12 protein-coding genes are annotated in these 15044 nt (G+C 67.4%); 7 read left to right on the top strand and 5 right to left on the bottom strand.

Annotated elements, in window-relative coordinates; genetic code table 11:
* Nucleotides 1–194: 194 nt before the first annotated feature.
* Complete coding sequence (locus tag E3O06_RS09275) at nt 195–545, bottom strand: cupin domain-containing protein (protein WP_134502999.1); 351 nt, start codon at nt 543–545, stop codon at nt 195–197.
* 255 nt (nt 546–800) lie between these two features.
* Between E3O06_RS09275 and E3O06_RS09270 the strand changes: the two genes are divergently transcribed.
* Nucleotides 801–2426, top strand: coding sequence for a DUF4389 domain-containing protein (locus E3O06_RS09270; RefSeq protein WP_241980015.1), 1626 nt, complete (start codon nt 801–803; stop codon nt 2424–2426).
* Nucleotides 2427–2433: 7 nt separating this feature from the next.
* On the opposite strand, the gene E3O06_RS09265 is transcribed toward E3O06_RS09270, so the two are convergent.
* Together E3O06_RS09265 and E3O06_RS09260 are read right to left on the bottom strand one after the other, a co-directional pair.
* The gene (locus E3O06_RS09265) at nt 2434–2766 is read right to left on the bottom strand and encodes an MGMT family protein (protein ID WP_134502997.1); all 333 of its coding nucleotides are present in this window, start codon (nt 2764–2766) and stop codon (nt 2434–2436) included.
* 8 nt (nt 2767–2774) lie between these two features.
* Nucleotides 2775–3227: a GNAT family N-acetyltransferase gene (locus E3O06_RS09260; protein WP_134502995.1), complete on the bottom strand. Its 453-nt coding sequence runs from the start codon at nt 3225–3227 to the stop codon at nt 2775–2777.
* 165 nt (nt 3228–3392) lie between these two features.
* On the opposite strand from E3O06_RS09260, the gene E3O06_RS09255 reads away from it, so the two are divergent.
* The 6 genes from E3O06_RS09255 (at nt 3393) to E3O06_RS09230 (ending at nt 13696) form a co-directional block, all read left to right on the top strand.
* Nucleotides 3393–4607, top strand: a complete 1215-nt coding sequence (locus E3O06_RS09255; RefSeq protein WP_092107621.1) for an NADP-dependent isocitrate dehydrogenase — start codon at nt 3393–3395, stop codon at nt 4605–4607.
* 151 nt (nt 4608–4758) lie between these two features.
* Nucleotides 4759–6666: a heavy metal translocating P-type ATPase gene (locus E3O06_RS09250; protein ID WP_134502992.1), complete on the top strand. Its 1908-nt coding sequence runs from the start codon at nt 4759–4761 to the stop codon at nt 6664–6666.
* A gap of 213 nt (nt 6667–6879) precedes the next feature.
* Entirely contained in the window at nt 6880–10554 is a 3675-nt protein-coding gene (locus E3O06_RS09245; protein ID WP_134502989.1) for a S8 family serine peptidase, read from the top strand.
* 131 nt (nt 10555–10685) lie between these two features.
* Nucleotides 10686–11927 carry an MFS transporter gene (locus tag E3O06_RS09240; RefSeq protein WP_241980013.1) on the top strand — a complete coding sequence of 414 codons (1242 nt, stop codon included), beginning with the start codon at nt 10686–10688 and terminating at the stop codon, nt 11925–11927.
* A gap of 76 nt (nt 11928–12003) precedes the next feature.
* The gene (locus E3O06_RS09235; RefSeq protein WP_134502985.1) at nt 12004–13011 is read left to right on the top strand and encodes a ring-cleaving dioxygenase; all 1008 of its coding nucleotides are present in this window, start codon (nt 12004–12006) and stop codon (nt 13009–13011) included.
* Nucleotides 13012–13045: 34 nt separating this feature from the next.
* Nucleotides 13046–13696 carry an alpha/beta hydrolase gene (locus tag E3O06_RS09230; RefSeq protein ID WP_134502982.1) on the top strand — a complete coding sequence of 217 codons (651 nt, stop codon included), beginning with the start codon at nt 13046–13048 and terminating at the stop codon, nt 13694–13696.
* Here the strand turns inward: E3O06_RS09230 and E3O06_RS09225 are convergent.
* Nucleotides 13693–14049, bottom strand: coding sequence for a YrdB family protein (locus E3O06_RS09225; RefSeq protein WP_241980011.1), 357 nt, complete (start codon nt 14047–14049; stop codon nt 13693–13695). The genes E3O06_RS09230 and E3O06_RS09225 overlap by 4 nt on opposite strands.
* A 116-nt stretch (nt 14050–14165) precedes the next feature.
* Nucleotides 14166–15026, bottom strand: coding sequence for a formyltetrahydrofolate deformylase (gene purU / locus E3O06_RS09220; RefSeq protein WP_134502979.1), 861 nt, complete (start codon nt 15024–15026; stop codon nt 14166–14168).
* Between the last annotated feature and the right edge of the window lie 18 nt (nt 15027–15044).

Below are 15044 nucleotides of genomic sequence, written 5' to 3'. Positions count from 1 at the left end.
GCACGCCCCACAACGCCGGCACCAGCCGGCATCGTCGGGATCAATCATCTTCCCGACACCGGCGTCAAAAACTAACCCGAGTGACTCCACTCAGCTTGACATCGCGCGGCCACGCGACACGCTGGACCTGCGCCAGTGCGTGCGAGTTGCGCCTCCCGCGCAGTGGCGCAAGTCCCGCGGCACCGTGAGACGGCTTAGGGGAGAGGGCCAAGGGGCTCGGATGGGCCGGGGGTGACCGGGATCGGGGCGGGCTCTTTGAGCTCCACGAAGATGGTGTGGGTTGCGGTGTCGCCGATGTTCGCCCCGGAATGTACCTGGGCGGGGAGCCACCGCGCCTCGCCCTCCGGCAGGTCGACGTCGACGGACCGGCCGCCGCTGGACAGACGCCGCTGGAAGGCGGTCAGGGTGAACATGACGCTGTCGGGGTGCCGGTGCGGCGTGGTTTCGTCGCCGGGCCGGTCGAGGTATTCGAGCACCCGCACCCGCTCGTTCTCGAAGATCACCCGGTAGAACTGGGGGTTGGTGACGACCGGATCGCTGTGCATGCCAGCACGGTAGCACCGGGCTGGCGGCCTGCACAGGCGCTGGCCGCCGGCGCTGGCCATGGGAGCTGCGAGTTGGAGCTGGTGCATGAGCCGGCCGTGCGGCCGAAGCATCCGCTGAGCGGGAAGATGGGCGGGAGGCTGGGCGCGAGCCACTTGTCGGGTCTTTGGTCACTAGTGCGATCAGGGGAGGTACGGGATGCTGGAGGCGCACCTGTGGTCCTTCCGCATGCACCGCACCAGAAAGGCTGCCAGACGATGAGCGGTATCACATCACCCAATCAGCTTTCCAACCAGACCCCGCCCGATCAGACCCCGCCCGATCAGACCCCGCCCGACCAGACCCCGCCCGACTCGACACGGCGTGCGCGCTCCGGAGCGCGACCCGGAGCGATCATCATGCTCATCCTGGGCACCGTGCTGGGGCTGGTCGGCGCCGGCATGCTCACGGGCGGAACGGCGCTCGCCGTTGTGACGGCGTCGCAGCAGGATGACGGCTACTTCACGTCACAGGCCGAGACCTTCGCCGTCGACTCCTATGCGATCACCTCGCCGAAACTCGATGTCGGAATTGACTTCGGAGTGCCGACCGGTGTCGGATTCGACATCGCCACCCTGCGCCTGCAAGCGTCCGCGGTCGACTCCGACCGGGACGTGTTCATCGGCATCGCGCCCCGCGCCGACGTCGAAGCGTATCTCGCCGACGTGAACCACAGCGAACTGCGCGAGGTGGAGAGCCGGCCGTTTCGGGGCGACTACCTCAACGTCCCCGGAACCCAAACGCCGGGCGCTCCCTCCGACGAAAGTTTCTGGACCGAATCTGCCTCGGGCGCCGGCACCCAGGAGATCACCTGGAAGCCCGCTGCGGGCAACTGGTCCGTCGTCGTCATGAACGCTGACGCGAGCCCGGGAGTCGCGGTGAACCTCGCCGCCGGCGTGCACACCGACCTGCTCGGACCGATCGCGGTGGGACTTCTCGTGGGTGGCGGCATCCTCTTTCTGATCGGTGTCTTTCTGGTCGTCGCCGGAGCAATCGGCCTCGGCCGGCAGCTCGCGCCGGCGCCACGCACGCCCGGTGCCGCTGGCGCGTCACCGCAGCCGCCCGCCTTTGGCCGAGTGGATGCGACAGCCCCGATCACCCCGCCGCTGGGTGGGGCGGCGGCCATGGCACGGGCCTCCGTTGAGATGGGCGCGTCGCTGAAGCCGGTGTATCCGGCGGCGCTGACCGGCCACCTCGACCCCGTGCTCTCGCGCGGCCTGTGGCTGATCAAGTGGCTGCTCGCGATTCCGCACTTCGTGCTGCTCGCCTGCCTGTGGTTCGCGTTCATCGTGACGACGATCGTGGCGGCGTTCGCGATCCTGTTCACCGGTCGCTACCCGCGCTCGATCTTTTACTTCAACGTGGGCGTGCTGCGCTGGAGCTGGCGGGTGTCGTTCTACGCTTACTCCGCCATTGGCACCGACCGCTACCCGCCGTTCACGCTTGCGCGCACCGACTACCCGGCCGACTTCGACGTCGAATATCCCGAACGCCTGTCGCGCGGACTCGTGCTCGTGAAGTCGTGGCTGCTCGCCATCCCGCACCTCGTGCTGCTCACGGTTCTCGTCGGCGGCATGTCGACCTGGGCCTACCCGTGGCGCGGAGATGACGGAGTGGGCACCGGCGGAACGGACGGCGTCTCGCTGCTCGGCGTGCTCGTGGTGGTCGCCGGGGTCATCCTGCTGTTCACCGGTCGGTACCAGCGGCCGCTGTTCAGCTTCATCATGGGCGTCAACCGCTGGGTCTTCCGCGTTGTCACGTACACGGCGCTGATGCGCGACGAATACCCGCCGTTCCGGCTGGACCAGGGCCCGACCGAACCGGTCCCTGGTGATCAGAACTAGACCGGCGTTACGCGAGCGGTGACCAGCGGGCGGCGGCGTAGTCGACGCGGTAGGCAGCATCCGTTTTCGCGGACGTTATTTTCGACCAGAGCAACGGCGTGTTCTCGGCGCGATAGTGCGGCAGGGCCTGGGCTTCATGCCCGATCGGCGGATGACCGCCGGCGCGAATCACCCGCCACCAGGCCACATCAGAGCCGTACCGCGCTAACACCAGCCCGACGGCGCGGGCCGCGCGGGAACCGAGCTGCGCGGCCACGCCGCCGTAGGTCATCACTCGCCCGGGCGGGATGGCGTCGACCACGCCGAGCACCCGCGACACGAAGTCATCGGGCTCACTCACCGAAAAAACTACAGCTTCAGTGAGCCGATGATTTCGCCGTACTGGGTTTCGCCGACATCGACGAAACCGAGCCGGTGGAAGAAGGCCTCCGGGCCGTCGGCGCCGGGCTCCCAAATGACGTTGACGTGGTCGAAACCACGGTCGCGTGCTTCAGCGGCCAGCGCTTCGGCGGCGAACTTACCGACGCCCTGCCCCTGAATCTCCGCGTTGACATTGATGCGCCAGATGCAGGCGCGAAACTCTTCGTGCTCGGAGTTTGGGTCGAAGTTGCCGTGGATGAAACCCGCGACGACACCATCGAGAAGTACCACGCGCTGCCACGAGGTGGCCGGGTTGATCACCGACGCGGCGACCGAATACGAAACCGGCGCGATGAATTGCTCCTGGCCCGGCTTCAGGCTCAGGTTGTTGGCCGCAACGATGTTACGTGCGGATAGTTCTTCCAGCGTCAGCTCACCCATGTGATCAGGCTAACGTGCGCCCGGGGGTCGCCGGTAGTCGAGCAGCGCTTCGACGGCGCAATTCACTTGTCACTTGCAAATTTATCTCGATGTCAAGATAGTTGCGTGCTTCTAGTAAGCTTGACGATGGTCGTGACGGCCACACTGAGTAAAGAGGAGAAATTTTTGTCGAAGATCAAGGTTGAGGGAACTGTTGTCGAGCTCGATGGCGACGAGATGACCCGCATCATCTGGCACGCCATCAAGGAAACGCTCATCCACCCGTACCTCGACATCGACCTCGAGTACTACGATCTCTCGATTCAGAAGCGCGACGAAACCAACGACCAGGTCACGATCGACGCCGCCCACGCTATCCAGAAGCACGGCGTCGGCGTGAAGTGCGCGACCATCACCCCCGACGAAGCCCGGGTGGAAGAGTTCGGCCTCAAGAAGATGTGGCTCTCGCCGAACGGCACCATCCGCAACATCCTCGGCGGTACCATCTTTCGCGAGCCGATCGTCATCTCCAATATTCCGCGCCTGGTTCCGGGTTGGAATAAGCCGATCATCATCAGCCGCCACGCCTACGGCGACCAGTACAAGGCCACCAACTTTCGCTTCAAGGGCAAGGGCACGCTCAGCATGACCTTCACCCCGCAGGACGGCAGTGAGCCGTCGACGTTCGAGGTGTTCGAGGCTCCCGGCGACGGCGTCGCCATGGGCATGTACAACCTCGACTCGTCGATCACCGACTTCGCTCGCGCCACCCTGGCCTACGGCCTCGAGCGCAACGTGCCCGTCTTCCTCTCAACCAAGAACACCATCCTCAAGGCCTACGACGGTCGTTTCAAGGACATCTTCCAGGACATCTTCGACGCCGAGTTCAAGACCGCCTATGAAGCGGCCGGCCTCAGCTACGAGCACCGCCTCATCGATGACATGGTCGCCTCGGCCATGAAGTGGGAGGGCGGCTACCTCTGGGCCTGCAAGAACTATGACGGCGACGTTCAGTCCGACACCGTCGCCCAGGGTTTCGGCTCGCTCGGCCTCATGACCAGCGTGCTCTCCACCCCCGACGGCAAGATCGTCGAAGCGGAGGCCGCTCACGGCACCGTGACGCGTCACTACCGCCAGCACCAGCTCGGCAAGCCCACTTCGACCAACCCGATCGCGTCGATCTACGCCTGGACCCGCGGCCTGTCGCACCGCGCGAAGCTTGACAACAACCCGGCCCTGGCCGAGTTCGCGCTGACCCTCGAAGACGTCGTCATCAAGACCGTCGAAAGCGGCAAGATGACCAAGGACCTCGCGCTCCTGGTCGGCCCGGACCAGGGCTACCAGACCACCGAAGAGTTCCTCGCCTCGCTCGCCGAGAACCTGCAGACCCGCCTGGCGTAGTCGGCACCAGCCGTCCACGCCGCACCAGCCGTACTACGAAGGCCCTGACCACTCCTGGTCGGGGCATTCGTGCGTTCACGAGCGGATGTCGGTGCGTGGGACTGCGCCCACACAGGTGGCGGCCGGCGTGCGCAGGGGCCAGACTCAGTCCATGACCCGCATCCCGGCATTCGCTCTGAGGTATCCCGTTGTTTCGGCGACGATCGTCGTCGGGCTCCTCGGCCTTGCCCTGTGGGCCGTCGATGCGGCCAGTGCCGTGCAGTGGCTGTTCAGCGGTTACGGCCTCGTCATCGCACTGATTGAATTCGTGGGGATGCTGCGTCGCCTGCGCCGAGGCAGCCTGGGCATCGATGTGCTCGCGATCATCGCGATCGTCGCGACCATCCTCGTCGGCGAATACGTGGCGACCCTGCTCATTGTGCTCATGATCGCCGGCGGGGCGGCCCTTGAAGACTTCGCCGCTGGACGGGCGGCGCGGGAACTCGATGCGCTGCTGAAACGTGCCCCGCAAATCGCGCATCGACTCGACCCCGACTCGGGTGAGGCAGTGGATGTGCCCGCCACCGAGGTACGCGTGGGGGATCTGCTGCTCGTTCGCCCCTCGGAGATCGTGCCCGTCGACGGGCAGCTGCACAGTGACAGCGCCGCGTTCGACGAGTCCTCGCTCACCGGCGAGAGCCTTCCGGTGGAGCGAGCGGCCGGTGACGGGGTGCTCAGCGGCTCGATCAACGGGCAGGTCGCCGCCACGATCGTCGCGACGGCGACCGCCGCGAACAGCCAGTACCAGCACATCATCGCCCTCGTCGACGAGGCGTCGAAAAGCAAGGCACCGGTGGTGCGGCTCGCCGACCGTTACGCGGTACCGTTCACCGCCGGCTCGCTCGCCCTCGCCGGACTGGCCTGGGCCCTCTCCGGCGACCCGGTGCGGTTCGCCGAGGTGCTCGTGGTGGCGACACCGTGCCCACTGCTGCTGGCCGCTCCGGTGGCGTTCATGGGTGGCATGAGTCGAGCAGCCCGCAACGGCATCATCGTGAAGGGCGCCGGGGTGCTCGAAGCGCTCTCCCGTGCCAAAACGGTCGTCTTCGACAAGACCGGCACCCTCACCTGTGGCACGCCCACGATCACCGAGGTGCGCCCCGAATCGGGCTTCACCGCCGACGAGCTGCTGACCCTCGCGGCGTCGGCCGAGCAGTATTCGAGTCACGTGCTGGCGGCATCCGTTATTGCGGCCGCTCACGAGCGCGGTCTCGAGCTGCACACCGCGGACTCGGCGAGCGAGGCCGCGACCTTCGGCGTCGAGGCCCGGTTCGGGGCCGGCCTGGTGCGGGTCGGCAAGCTCGCGTTCATCCATGACGGCGCAGCGGATGCGACGGCCACCCACCTCGCCGGCGGCGAGCTGGCTATGTACCTGGCCATTGACGGACGGTTCGCCGGCAGCATCGTGGCGAGCGACCGGGTGCGCGACAATGCACGCCAGACGGTCGCCGACCTCGCACGCCTCGGTGTGCGGGAGAACCTCATGCTCACCGGCGATGCGCGCGCCACCGCCCAGCACGTGGCCGGCCAGGTGGGTATCGTGCACGTGCGCGCGGATTGCCTGCCGAGCGACAAGGTCGAGGCGGTGCGGGCGCTCACCCGACGGCCGGTGATCATGGTCGGGGACGGTGTCAATGACGCTCCCGTGCTGGCCGTCGCCGACGTGGGAATCGCGATGGGTGCGAAGGGTTCGACGGCGGCGAGCGAATCGGCCGACGTGGTTATCCTGCTCGACGATATCTCCCGCACCGTGCGAGCCGTGCGCATTGGTAAGGACACCGTGCGGGTGGCCTTGCAGAGCATCTGGCTCGGCATTGCCCTGAGCGTCATGCTCATGGTGGTGGCGGCGTTCGGACTGATTCCGGCGACCGTCGGCGCGATCAGCCAGGAGGCCGTCGACCTCGTGACGATTCTGAACGCGCTGCGGGCGATCGGTGGTCGGCGGGACGTGGCGGCGGCGCGGCGGACGCCGGTCGGTTCGGCACCGGCCGCGGTCGAATCGGCGGCGGCCATCGCCCACTGACCGTGCGCGAGCTGGGCCGCGCGGCAGCCGGGGCGCGCCGGCGAGGCCCGGCCGGGCGGGAGAATGCCCCTATCCGGGGGGCGGCGAGCGCGCTACGGTCACGAGCGAACTGTCCCGCGCATCGGGGCAGCGAACCGTTCCTGCTGTGGAACGAGACCACCCCGCACCGTTATCGGATTGGACACCCACGTGAGTTCTTTCTTTAGGCGCACGATGTCTGCGCCGGATTCAGCGCTGAACCCGGCGCCGACCTCCCGTACGCGCCGCCGCGCCACAATCGCGGCCACCGTCACCCTCGCCCTGGTGGGCGCTTCTGTACTCGTCGGCGGAACCATTCCCGCCGGCGCTGTGCCGGCCGCTAACGGCCTGGCCGGCAGCATTGCCGCCCCAGGCGGGCAGCGGATGGACTTCACCGCTGACCGCTACATCGTGACCCTCAGCGACGAGGCTGTCGCGCTGTATCAGGGCGGGGTCAACGGTTTCTCGGCGACGATGCCGGGCGCCGGAGCCAAGCTCGACGCCCAAAGCCGCTCGGCCGAGACCTACCAGAACTATCTCACCCGGGTGCAGCGGGAGGTGGCGGCATCCGTTGATGCGACCGTGGGGTATTCCTACACGCTCGCGGTCAACGGGTTCGCCGCGCAGCTGACCGGAAAGCAGGCCGCGGCGCTCGCCGTGAAGAAGAACGTGGTGTCGGTCGTCCCCGACGCCCTCCGGCACGTGACCGCCGAGTCGTCGACCGACTTTCTCCGGCTGAGCGGGCCGACCGGACTGTGGTCCAAGCTGGGCGGATCGAGTGAGGCCGGCAAGGGCGTTGTGATCGGTGTGCTCGACACCGGTATCGCCCCGGAGAACCCCTCCTTCGCCGGCTCGGAACTCGGCACGACCCCCGGCTCCGAGCCGTGGCTTAACGGTGACACGATCACCATGAACAAGGCCGACGGAACCACCTTCACCGGAACCTGCCAGGCCGGCGAACAGTTCACAGCGACGGCCTGCAACACCAAGGTGATCGGAGCGCGCTACTTTCTCGACGGGTTCGGCGCCGACCAGATCGGCACGGCGGTAACGGGTGAATATGTCTCCCCGCGCGACGGTGACGGCCACGGTTCGCACACCGCGAGCACCGCCGGCGGCAACGTCGACGTTGCAGCGAATGTGAACGGCGTCGACTTCGGCGTCATTTCGGGCGTGGCCCCGGCCGCCAAGATCGCCGCCTACAAGGTGTGCTGGTCCGGCCCCGACAACTCGGTCACGACCGATGACGGCTGTACAGACACCGATATTCTGCGGGCCATCGACCAAGCCATCTCCGACGGCGTTGACGTGATCAACTATTCGATCGGCGGCGGCCCGGCCCAGACCACGTTCTCTCCGACCGACCAGGCCTTCCTCGGCGCGGCGGCAGCCGGTATCTTCGTGGCCGCTTCGGCCGGCAATGCCGGACCGACGGCGTCGACCCTCGACAACGCGTCACCGTGGATCACCACGGTCGCTGCGACCACCATCCCGTCCTATGAAGCGACGGCCACCCTGGGTGACGGCTCGCAGTATGTGGGCGCCTCGATCACGGTCGACCGCACGCCGGGAGCCACCCCACTCTTCGGCGATCTGGTGCGGGCCGACCTCGTATCGGTGGACGGCTTCGACCCGGCCGACGCGCTGCTCTGCGCGCCGGATTCACTCGACCCGGCCAAGGTGGCCGGCGACATCGTCTTCTGCCAACGCGGCGTCTACGATCGGGTGGCCAAGTCGGCCGAGGTGCTGCGGGCGGGCGGCAGCGGCATGCTGCTGGTCAACCGCACACCGGCCGACGTCAGCACAGACGAACACTCGGTGCCGAGCATCCACCTCGACGCTCCCGCCTTCGACCCGGTCTTCGCCTACGCGGCAACGGAGGGCGCGACGGTCACGTTCACGCCAGACAACGCCACCGCCGAGCAGACTCCGGTGCCCCAGGTGGCCGGGTTCTCTTCCCGTGGGCCGGTGACCGCCGACGGCGGCGACCTGCTCAAGCCCGATATCGCCGCACCCGGTGTCAGCATCCTGGCCGACGGACCCAATGCGGCCGGCGGCGACCCGACGTTCCAGTTTCTGTCGGGTACCTCGATGGCCAGCCCGCACATCGCCGGCCTGGCCGCACTGATTTTGGGCTTTCGGCCGCTCGCGACTCCGTCCGAGATTAAATCGGTCATGATGACGACCGCGAAGGACACGGTCGACGCCAACGGGGACCGGGTGACCGACCCGTTCGCGCAGGGCGCGGGGCAGGTCAATCCCTCGTCCTTCGACTTTCCCGGCCTGGTCTACCAGAGCGGCCCGGCCGACTGGCTGGCCTACCTGCAGGGGATCGGGTTCGATGCCGGCGTGGAGCCGATCGACGCGAGCAACCTGAACCTGCCGTCCATTCAGATCGGAGCCCTGACCGCGCCGGAGACCATCACCCGCACGGTGACTGCCGTTCGGACAGGCACCTACACCGCCACCCCGATCGAGATTCCCGGCATCAACGCCGTTGTCTCTCCGGCCGAGATGACGTTCGCTGCGGTCGGCGAGCAGCAGAGTTACACGGTGACCTTCACCCGAACGGATGCCCCGCTCGACGTCTACGCGACCGGCTCGCTGGACTGGGGCTTCGGCAACGGCGGATCGGGTGACCCCGGCGACTTCTTCGACGTGGTGCACAGCCCGATCGCCGTTCGCCCGGTCACCGTCGTCGCCCCGACCGAAGTGGTCGGCGCCGGCGTGGACGGCACGGTCGACGTGACCGTGGCGCCCGGCGGCTCAGAGCCGGTGGCGCTGAACCTCAGGGGCCTCGCCAACGGGGTGCACCAGAACAACGCCGACGACCCGTTCAGCCCGCACACCGATGCGGGTACGACCGGCGATCAGTTCGCTTACGAGGTGGAGATTCAGGAAGGCCGGCTGGCCCGATTCGACCTGGATGCCGTCGATGATTCGACGGACCTTGACCTGTTCGTGTTCCTCCTTGATGGTGCTGGTGGCGACCCGGTCGCCGGCTGGCAGTCGGCCACCGGTTCGGCCGACGAGCGCGTGGACCTGGACGACCCCGAAGCCGGTTTCTATCAGGTCGTCGTGGACGTCTTTAACGGTACGACCGCGTTCGACGTGAATACCTTCTCGGTCTCGTCGGGGGAGCCCAGCAATGGGTTCACGGCGACGCCGCCGGCGATCGAGGGTCCGCAGGGCGTTCCGATCACGTACTCGCTGAGCTGGGCCGGCCTCGTGCCGAACACGCCGTACCTCGGTGTCGTCGACTACGGCGACAGTTCAGCGTCGACGATTCTCGCCATCGCGGCGAGCGAGGGCGGCGAAACGGATGGCCCGGTGAACATCGTGGCTCCGAGCGTGTCGGGCACAGCAGAGGTCGGCTCCACGTTGACCGCAGACCCGGGAGATTGGAGTCCCGATAGCCTCTCGTACGGCTATCAGTGGCAGAGCGATGGCGTCGACATTGCCGGAGCTGCCTCGTCGACATTCACGCCGACCGAGGCGCTCGCCGGAGCAACCCTGACCGTGGTCGTGACCGCGACGGCCGCCGACGGGACGAGCACCTCGGCGTCCTCGGCCGGAGTCGTGGTGAAGTATGACGCTCAGGTCGCGGTGACTCTGAGCCACCGGGCCGTGTTCTTCTCCAGCCGAGTCACCGCGTCGATCACTGTCACCAGCGAGGGTGAGGTCGGCGACACGGCCACAGTGACCGTCGACAAGCGCAGCTTCAGCGTGGCGCTCGATGCGAACGGGCACGGCAGCGTCACGCTGCCCAAGCTCGGTCGTGGCCTGTACAAGGTCGTCGGACACTACGCCGGCAACGACGAAGTCGCGGCCGCGAAGAGCCCGGCGCGGAGCCTGCTGGTCGTGCGGTAGCCCCGCGCGTGCGGTAGTGCTGACCGGGCCCGGGCCCGGAAACCGGGCCCATGATAGCTCATGGGCCCGGTTTCGTAAGGTGGGCCCGACGGAGGGAACGGGTGCCCAGCGCGGCAGTTTAGGCTGGAGGGATGCGAGTGGCGGGATGGATGCGGGGGCGACCCTGGGCATCCGCTGTACCCGAACGGAGCCCAGCCAGCCCGAAGCCCCGACTGAATCGCGACGTGATCGTGCTCGGCGTCATCGCGTTCTTCGTGATGGTCGGGTTCGGCGTCGTCGTTCCGGTGCTTCCGGTGTATGTACAGAGCTTCGGGGTGGGCAACCTCGAGGTCGGTGCGGTCGTCTCGGCCTTCGCGCTCATGCGTTTTGTGTTCAGCCCCGCTTGCGGTCGCCTGATCGACTGGGCGGGGGAGCGCACCGTGCTCGCCGTCGGCATCGGGATCGTGGCGCTCTCGAGCGGATTGGTCGGCGCCGCCGATAGCTACCTGCAACTGTTGCTGCTGCGCGGCGCGGGCGGCATCGGCTCGGCCATGTTCTCGGTGTCGGCGATGACGCTGCTGCTGCGCACGGCCGAGCCGGGCCGTCGCGCGCGCGCGATCGGCTTTTACCAGGGCGGGTTTCTGATCGGCGGCATGGCCGGCCCCGCGATCGGTAGTCTCCTCGCCACCATCTCACTCACCGCTCCGTTTTTCTTTTATGCCGGTACCCTGACGGTGGCCGGCCTGGTTGGTCTGTTCCTGCTGCGCTCGGGCGGGCGGGGCAGCGCGCTGGCCGGCGCGGACGCATCCGCTGTGCGCACGCCGTTTCGCACCGTGTTGCGCGACGAGCGTTTTCGCGCGGCATGCCTCGCCAACTTCGCCCAGGGCTGGACCTCGCTCGGGGTGCGCACGACGCTCATTCCGCTGTTCGTCGTCGTGGTGCTCGGCGGTACGAGCTCGTGGACCGGCATCGCCCTCGCCGCTGCGGCGGTAGCGCAGGCGCTGGCGCTTGCTCCGGCCGCCCGGTTTGTCGATACCGTCGGGCGGAAACCGGCCATCATCGGGGCTTTCGCTGTGGCTGGTTTGACGATTGTGGCCATCTCGTTCGCGCCGAATATCTGGGTGCTCGGTGCCCTGCTCTGCGTTTACGGGGTCGCCGCCGCGTTCATGGGCACCGCGCCCGCCGCAGCGGTGGGCGACGCCGCCGGCGCGCGCGGGGGCCGGCCGGTGTCAGTGTTCTCGATGTGCGCGGATGCCGGTGCCATCGTCGGTCCGCTGGTTGCCGGCCTGCTCGTTGACACCTTCTCGTTCTCGGCCGGGTTCGCTGTCGGCGGGGTCTTCCTGCTCTTAGCGGCCGCCTACGCGCTGCGGATGCCGACGGAACGACGCGTCTGAAAATCTGGGGAATGAAATCCGATATACATGCGTTTGCATGAATATCGAACGATTGATTCGCCAAAGGAGAAGACCTATGACCGTCCAGACCAGCGGACTGCACCACGTCACCGCGATTGCGGGGGCCCCGCAGCGCAACATCGACTTCTACGTGACCGGGCTCGGCCTGCGCTTGGTCAAGAGAACCGTCAATTTCGACGACCCGGGCACGTATCACCTCTACTACGGCGACGATTCCGGCCGCCCAGGATCGCTCCTCACCTTCTTTCCGTGGACCGGCATCCGTAGCGGGCGCATCGGCGCCGGCCAGTCGACGACGACCGCGTTCTCGGTTCCGGCCGGTAGCCTCGGCTGGTGGAAGGACCACTTCGCGAAAATCGGAGTGGAAGCCGCGATCACGGGCCGCTCCTCACACGAGGAACGCCTCTCGCTGCGCGACCCCGACGGGCTGCAGATCGACCTCGTGGCGTCGTCGACGGTGGATCCGCGCAATCCCTGGGATTCCGCATCCGTTCCCGCCGAGTTCGCCGTTCGCGGGCAGCACTCCTCGGTGCTCTCCGTGGTCGATCCGGCGAAGACCGTGCAGGTACTCACGGCCGACCTCGGCATGCACGTGATCTCCGAAACGGACGGTCGCATTCGTGTCGGCGCCGGCGATGGGGCGGCCGGAAACCTCGTTGATATCCTTGCCGACACCTCCGGCGAGCGGGGCTTGACCGCCGGCGGCTCCGTGCACCACGTGGCCTTCCGGGTGCCCGATCGGGCCACCCAGAAAGTGTGGCGGGAGCAACTCGTCGACCGCGGCTACGGCGTCACGGCCATTCTCGACCGCGACTACTTCACCTCGATCTACTTTCGCGAACCCGGCGGGGTTCTGTTCGAAATCGCCACGGACACCCCCGGATTCGACATCGACGAGCCGCTGCTCGAGCTCGGCCGGTCGCTCAAACTTCCACCGTGGCTCGAGCCCAATCGTGAGGCCATCGAGAATTCGGTCCTGCCCGTTCGGGTGCCCGCCGAGAACAACCCCGGCGTAGCGGATGCTGCGGCGCCGGTTGCAGCATCCGCCTCGGCCGCCGAATGAGTGTCGCCGCGCAGTCGATGAGCGGTCGGCTCGAATGAGCGCCGCGAATGCCGAGTGGCCGCACCTGTTTCGCTCCGGTTCGGCCGACGCACCCGTACTGCTCATGCTGCACGGGACCGGCGGCGACGAGCAGCAGATCAGCCGCCTGGCCGCAGCGCTCGACCCCACAGCCGCCGTGCTCGCCCCGCGCGGGCGGGTTCAGGAGAATGGCATGAACCGCTGGTTCCGACGCCTGTCGGAGGGGGTCTTCGACACCGACGACGTCGCTCGCCGGGCCGACGACCTCGCCGGGTTCCTGGTCTGGGCGCGTGACCGCTACGAGTTGGGCGATCGCCCGATGGTCGCCGTCGGATTCTCAAACGGCGCCAACATCGCCCTCGCCCTGGCGCTGCTGCGCCCCGAGGTGCTGGCGCGGGTGATCGCGTTCTCCGGCATGCATCCGCTCGACGGTCTGCCCGCCGGAGGGGAGGGCACGACCGCCGCACGGGTCGCTGCCGGAGACCTGGCAGCATCCGCTCTGTTGCTGGTGAACGGGGAAAGTGACCCGATGGCGCCGCTGCCGAGTGTGCAGAGGCTGGTCACCGTGCTCGAACAGGGCGGCGCACGGGTGGAGCAGGTGCTGCGGCCCGGAGGGCACGGTATCGCGAAAACCGATGTCGCCGCCGCCGTGAAGTGGTTGGCCTAACGCAGCTCTTTGCGCCCCGAGATGACACCGCTCACGGTGGCGATGACGGCGAAGATCACGGTGATGATGGGGAAGCCGAGGTCCCACCAGGCGATCGCGGCCGATCCGAAGATGGCGATCTCGATGAAGGCCTTACCGAACGCGTCGAGGCGAAAAACGGCCTTCGGCGACCGGAACAGTGCCCAGATCAGAATAGCGAAGGCGGGGGTGGCCAAGCCGAACAGCACGCCGGGCCAGGGGAGAGGCCAGGCGACGAAGCCCCAGATTCCGAGGCTGATGAAGGCGAAGAGTTCGAGCACGAACCGAAGCATGTCATTGGGGCCGATTTTCGGCAGTTCGCGCGTATCTGTCACCCATCAATCTTAGCGATGCGCTCTGCCGCCCTGCGGACGGGGCCCGGGCCCGGAAAGCGGGCCCACGATAGATCATGGGCCCAGTTTCCGGGCCCGGGCCCGGGCACAAAAAACTACTACTTGAAGATGATCGTGCGGGCACCGTCGAGCAGCACCCGGTTCTCGGCGAACCACTTCACCGCCTGGGTGAGCGTGCGGCTCTCCTCATCCTGCCCGATCGAGATGAGCTCTGCGGGGGTGCGCGAGTGGTCGACCCGCACCACGTTCTGCTCGATGATGGGACCCTCGTCGAGGTCACCGGTCACGAAGTGCGCCGTCGCCCCGATGAGCTTCACGCCGCGGGCGTGCGCCTGGCGGTACGGGTTCGCGCCCTTGAACCCCGGCAGGAACGAGTGATGAATGTTGATCGCCCGCCCGCTGAGCCGCGCACAGAGTTCCGGCGACAGAATCTGCATGTAGCGGGCGAGCACGACGAGCTCGATATCAAGTTCGTCGACCGCCTCGAGCACGCGCGCCTCGAAGTTGGCCTTGCTGGCGGCATCCGTTATGGGCAGCGACTCGAACGGCACCCCGTAGAACCCGACCAGGTCGCGCAGCGTGCCGTGGTTGCTCAGTACGAGCGGAATCTCTACCGGAATCTGCCCGCCGCGCTGCCGAAACAGCAGGTCGTTCACGCAGTGTCCGGCCGATGACGCGAGCACGAGCGTGCGCAGCGGACGCCCGACGACGTCGATGATCGACATCGCCTGGTAGCGGTCGATCACCGGCGCGAGCGCCGCCTCGAGCTCGGGCCGGGTCGCCGGCGACTGCACCTGCAGCCGCATGAAGAAGCGTCCGGTGTCATCGCTGGAGAACTGCTGGCTCTCCGAGATGTTGCCGTTCGCCTGCACGATCGCGCCGCTGACGGCGTGCACGATGCCGGGCTGGTCGGCACAGACCAGCGTGATTACCCAGTGATGCGGGGTCGAAGAAGTCATTGGCTCAGAATACCCGGC

Source organism: Cryobacterium glaciale, assembly GCF_004402535.1.
Classification (GTDB): Bacteria; Actinomycetota; Actinomycetes; order Actinomycetales; family Microbacteriaceae; genus Cryobacterium; species Cryobacterium glaciale.
The sequence above is the reverse complement of the archived record's forward strand: the minus strand, read 5'-3'. Positions and strand labels throughout refer to the sequence as shown.

Coding starts and splice junctions, on each gene's coding strand:
- E3O06_RS09275 (WP_134502999.1), bottom strand. CDS start 545: ATGCACAGCGATCCGGTCGTCACCAACCCCCAGTTCTACCGGGTGATC.
- E3O06_RS09270 (WP_241980015.1), top strand. CDS start 801: ATGAGCGGTATCACATCACCCAATCAGCTTTCCAACCAGACCCCGCCC.
- E3O06_RS09260 (WP_134502995.1), bottom strand. CDS start 3,227: ATGGGTGAGCTGACGCTGGAAGAACTATCCGCACGTAACATCGTTGCG.
- E3O06_RS09250 (WP_134502992.1), top strand. CDS start 4,759: ATGACCCGCATCCCGGCATTCGCTCTGAGGTATCCCGTTGTTTCGGCG.
- E3O06_RS09245 (WP_134502989.1), top strand. CDS start 6,880: ATGTCTGCGCCGGATTCAGCGCTGAACCCGGCGCCGACCTCCCGTACG.
- E3O06_RS09240 (WP_241980013.1), top strand. CDS start 10,686: ATGCGAGTGGCGGGATGGATGCGGGGGCGACCCTGGGCATCCGCTGTA.
- E3O06_RS09235 (WP_134502985.1), top strand. CDS start 12,004: ATGACCGTCCAGACCAGCGGACTGCACCACGTCACCGCGATTGCGGGG.
- E3O06_RS09230 (WP_134502982.1), top strand. CDS start 13,046: ATGAGCGCCGCGAATGCCGAGTGGCCGCACCTGTTTCGCTCCGGTTCG.
- purU (WP_134502979.1), bottom strand. CDS start 15,026: ATGACTTCTTCGACCCCGCATCACTGGGTAATCACGCTGGTCTGTGCC.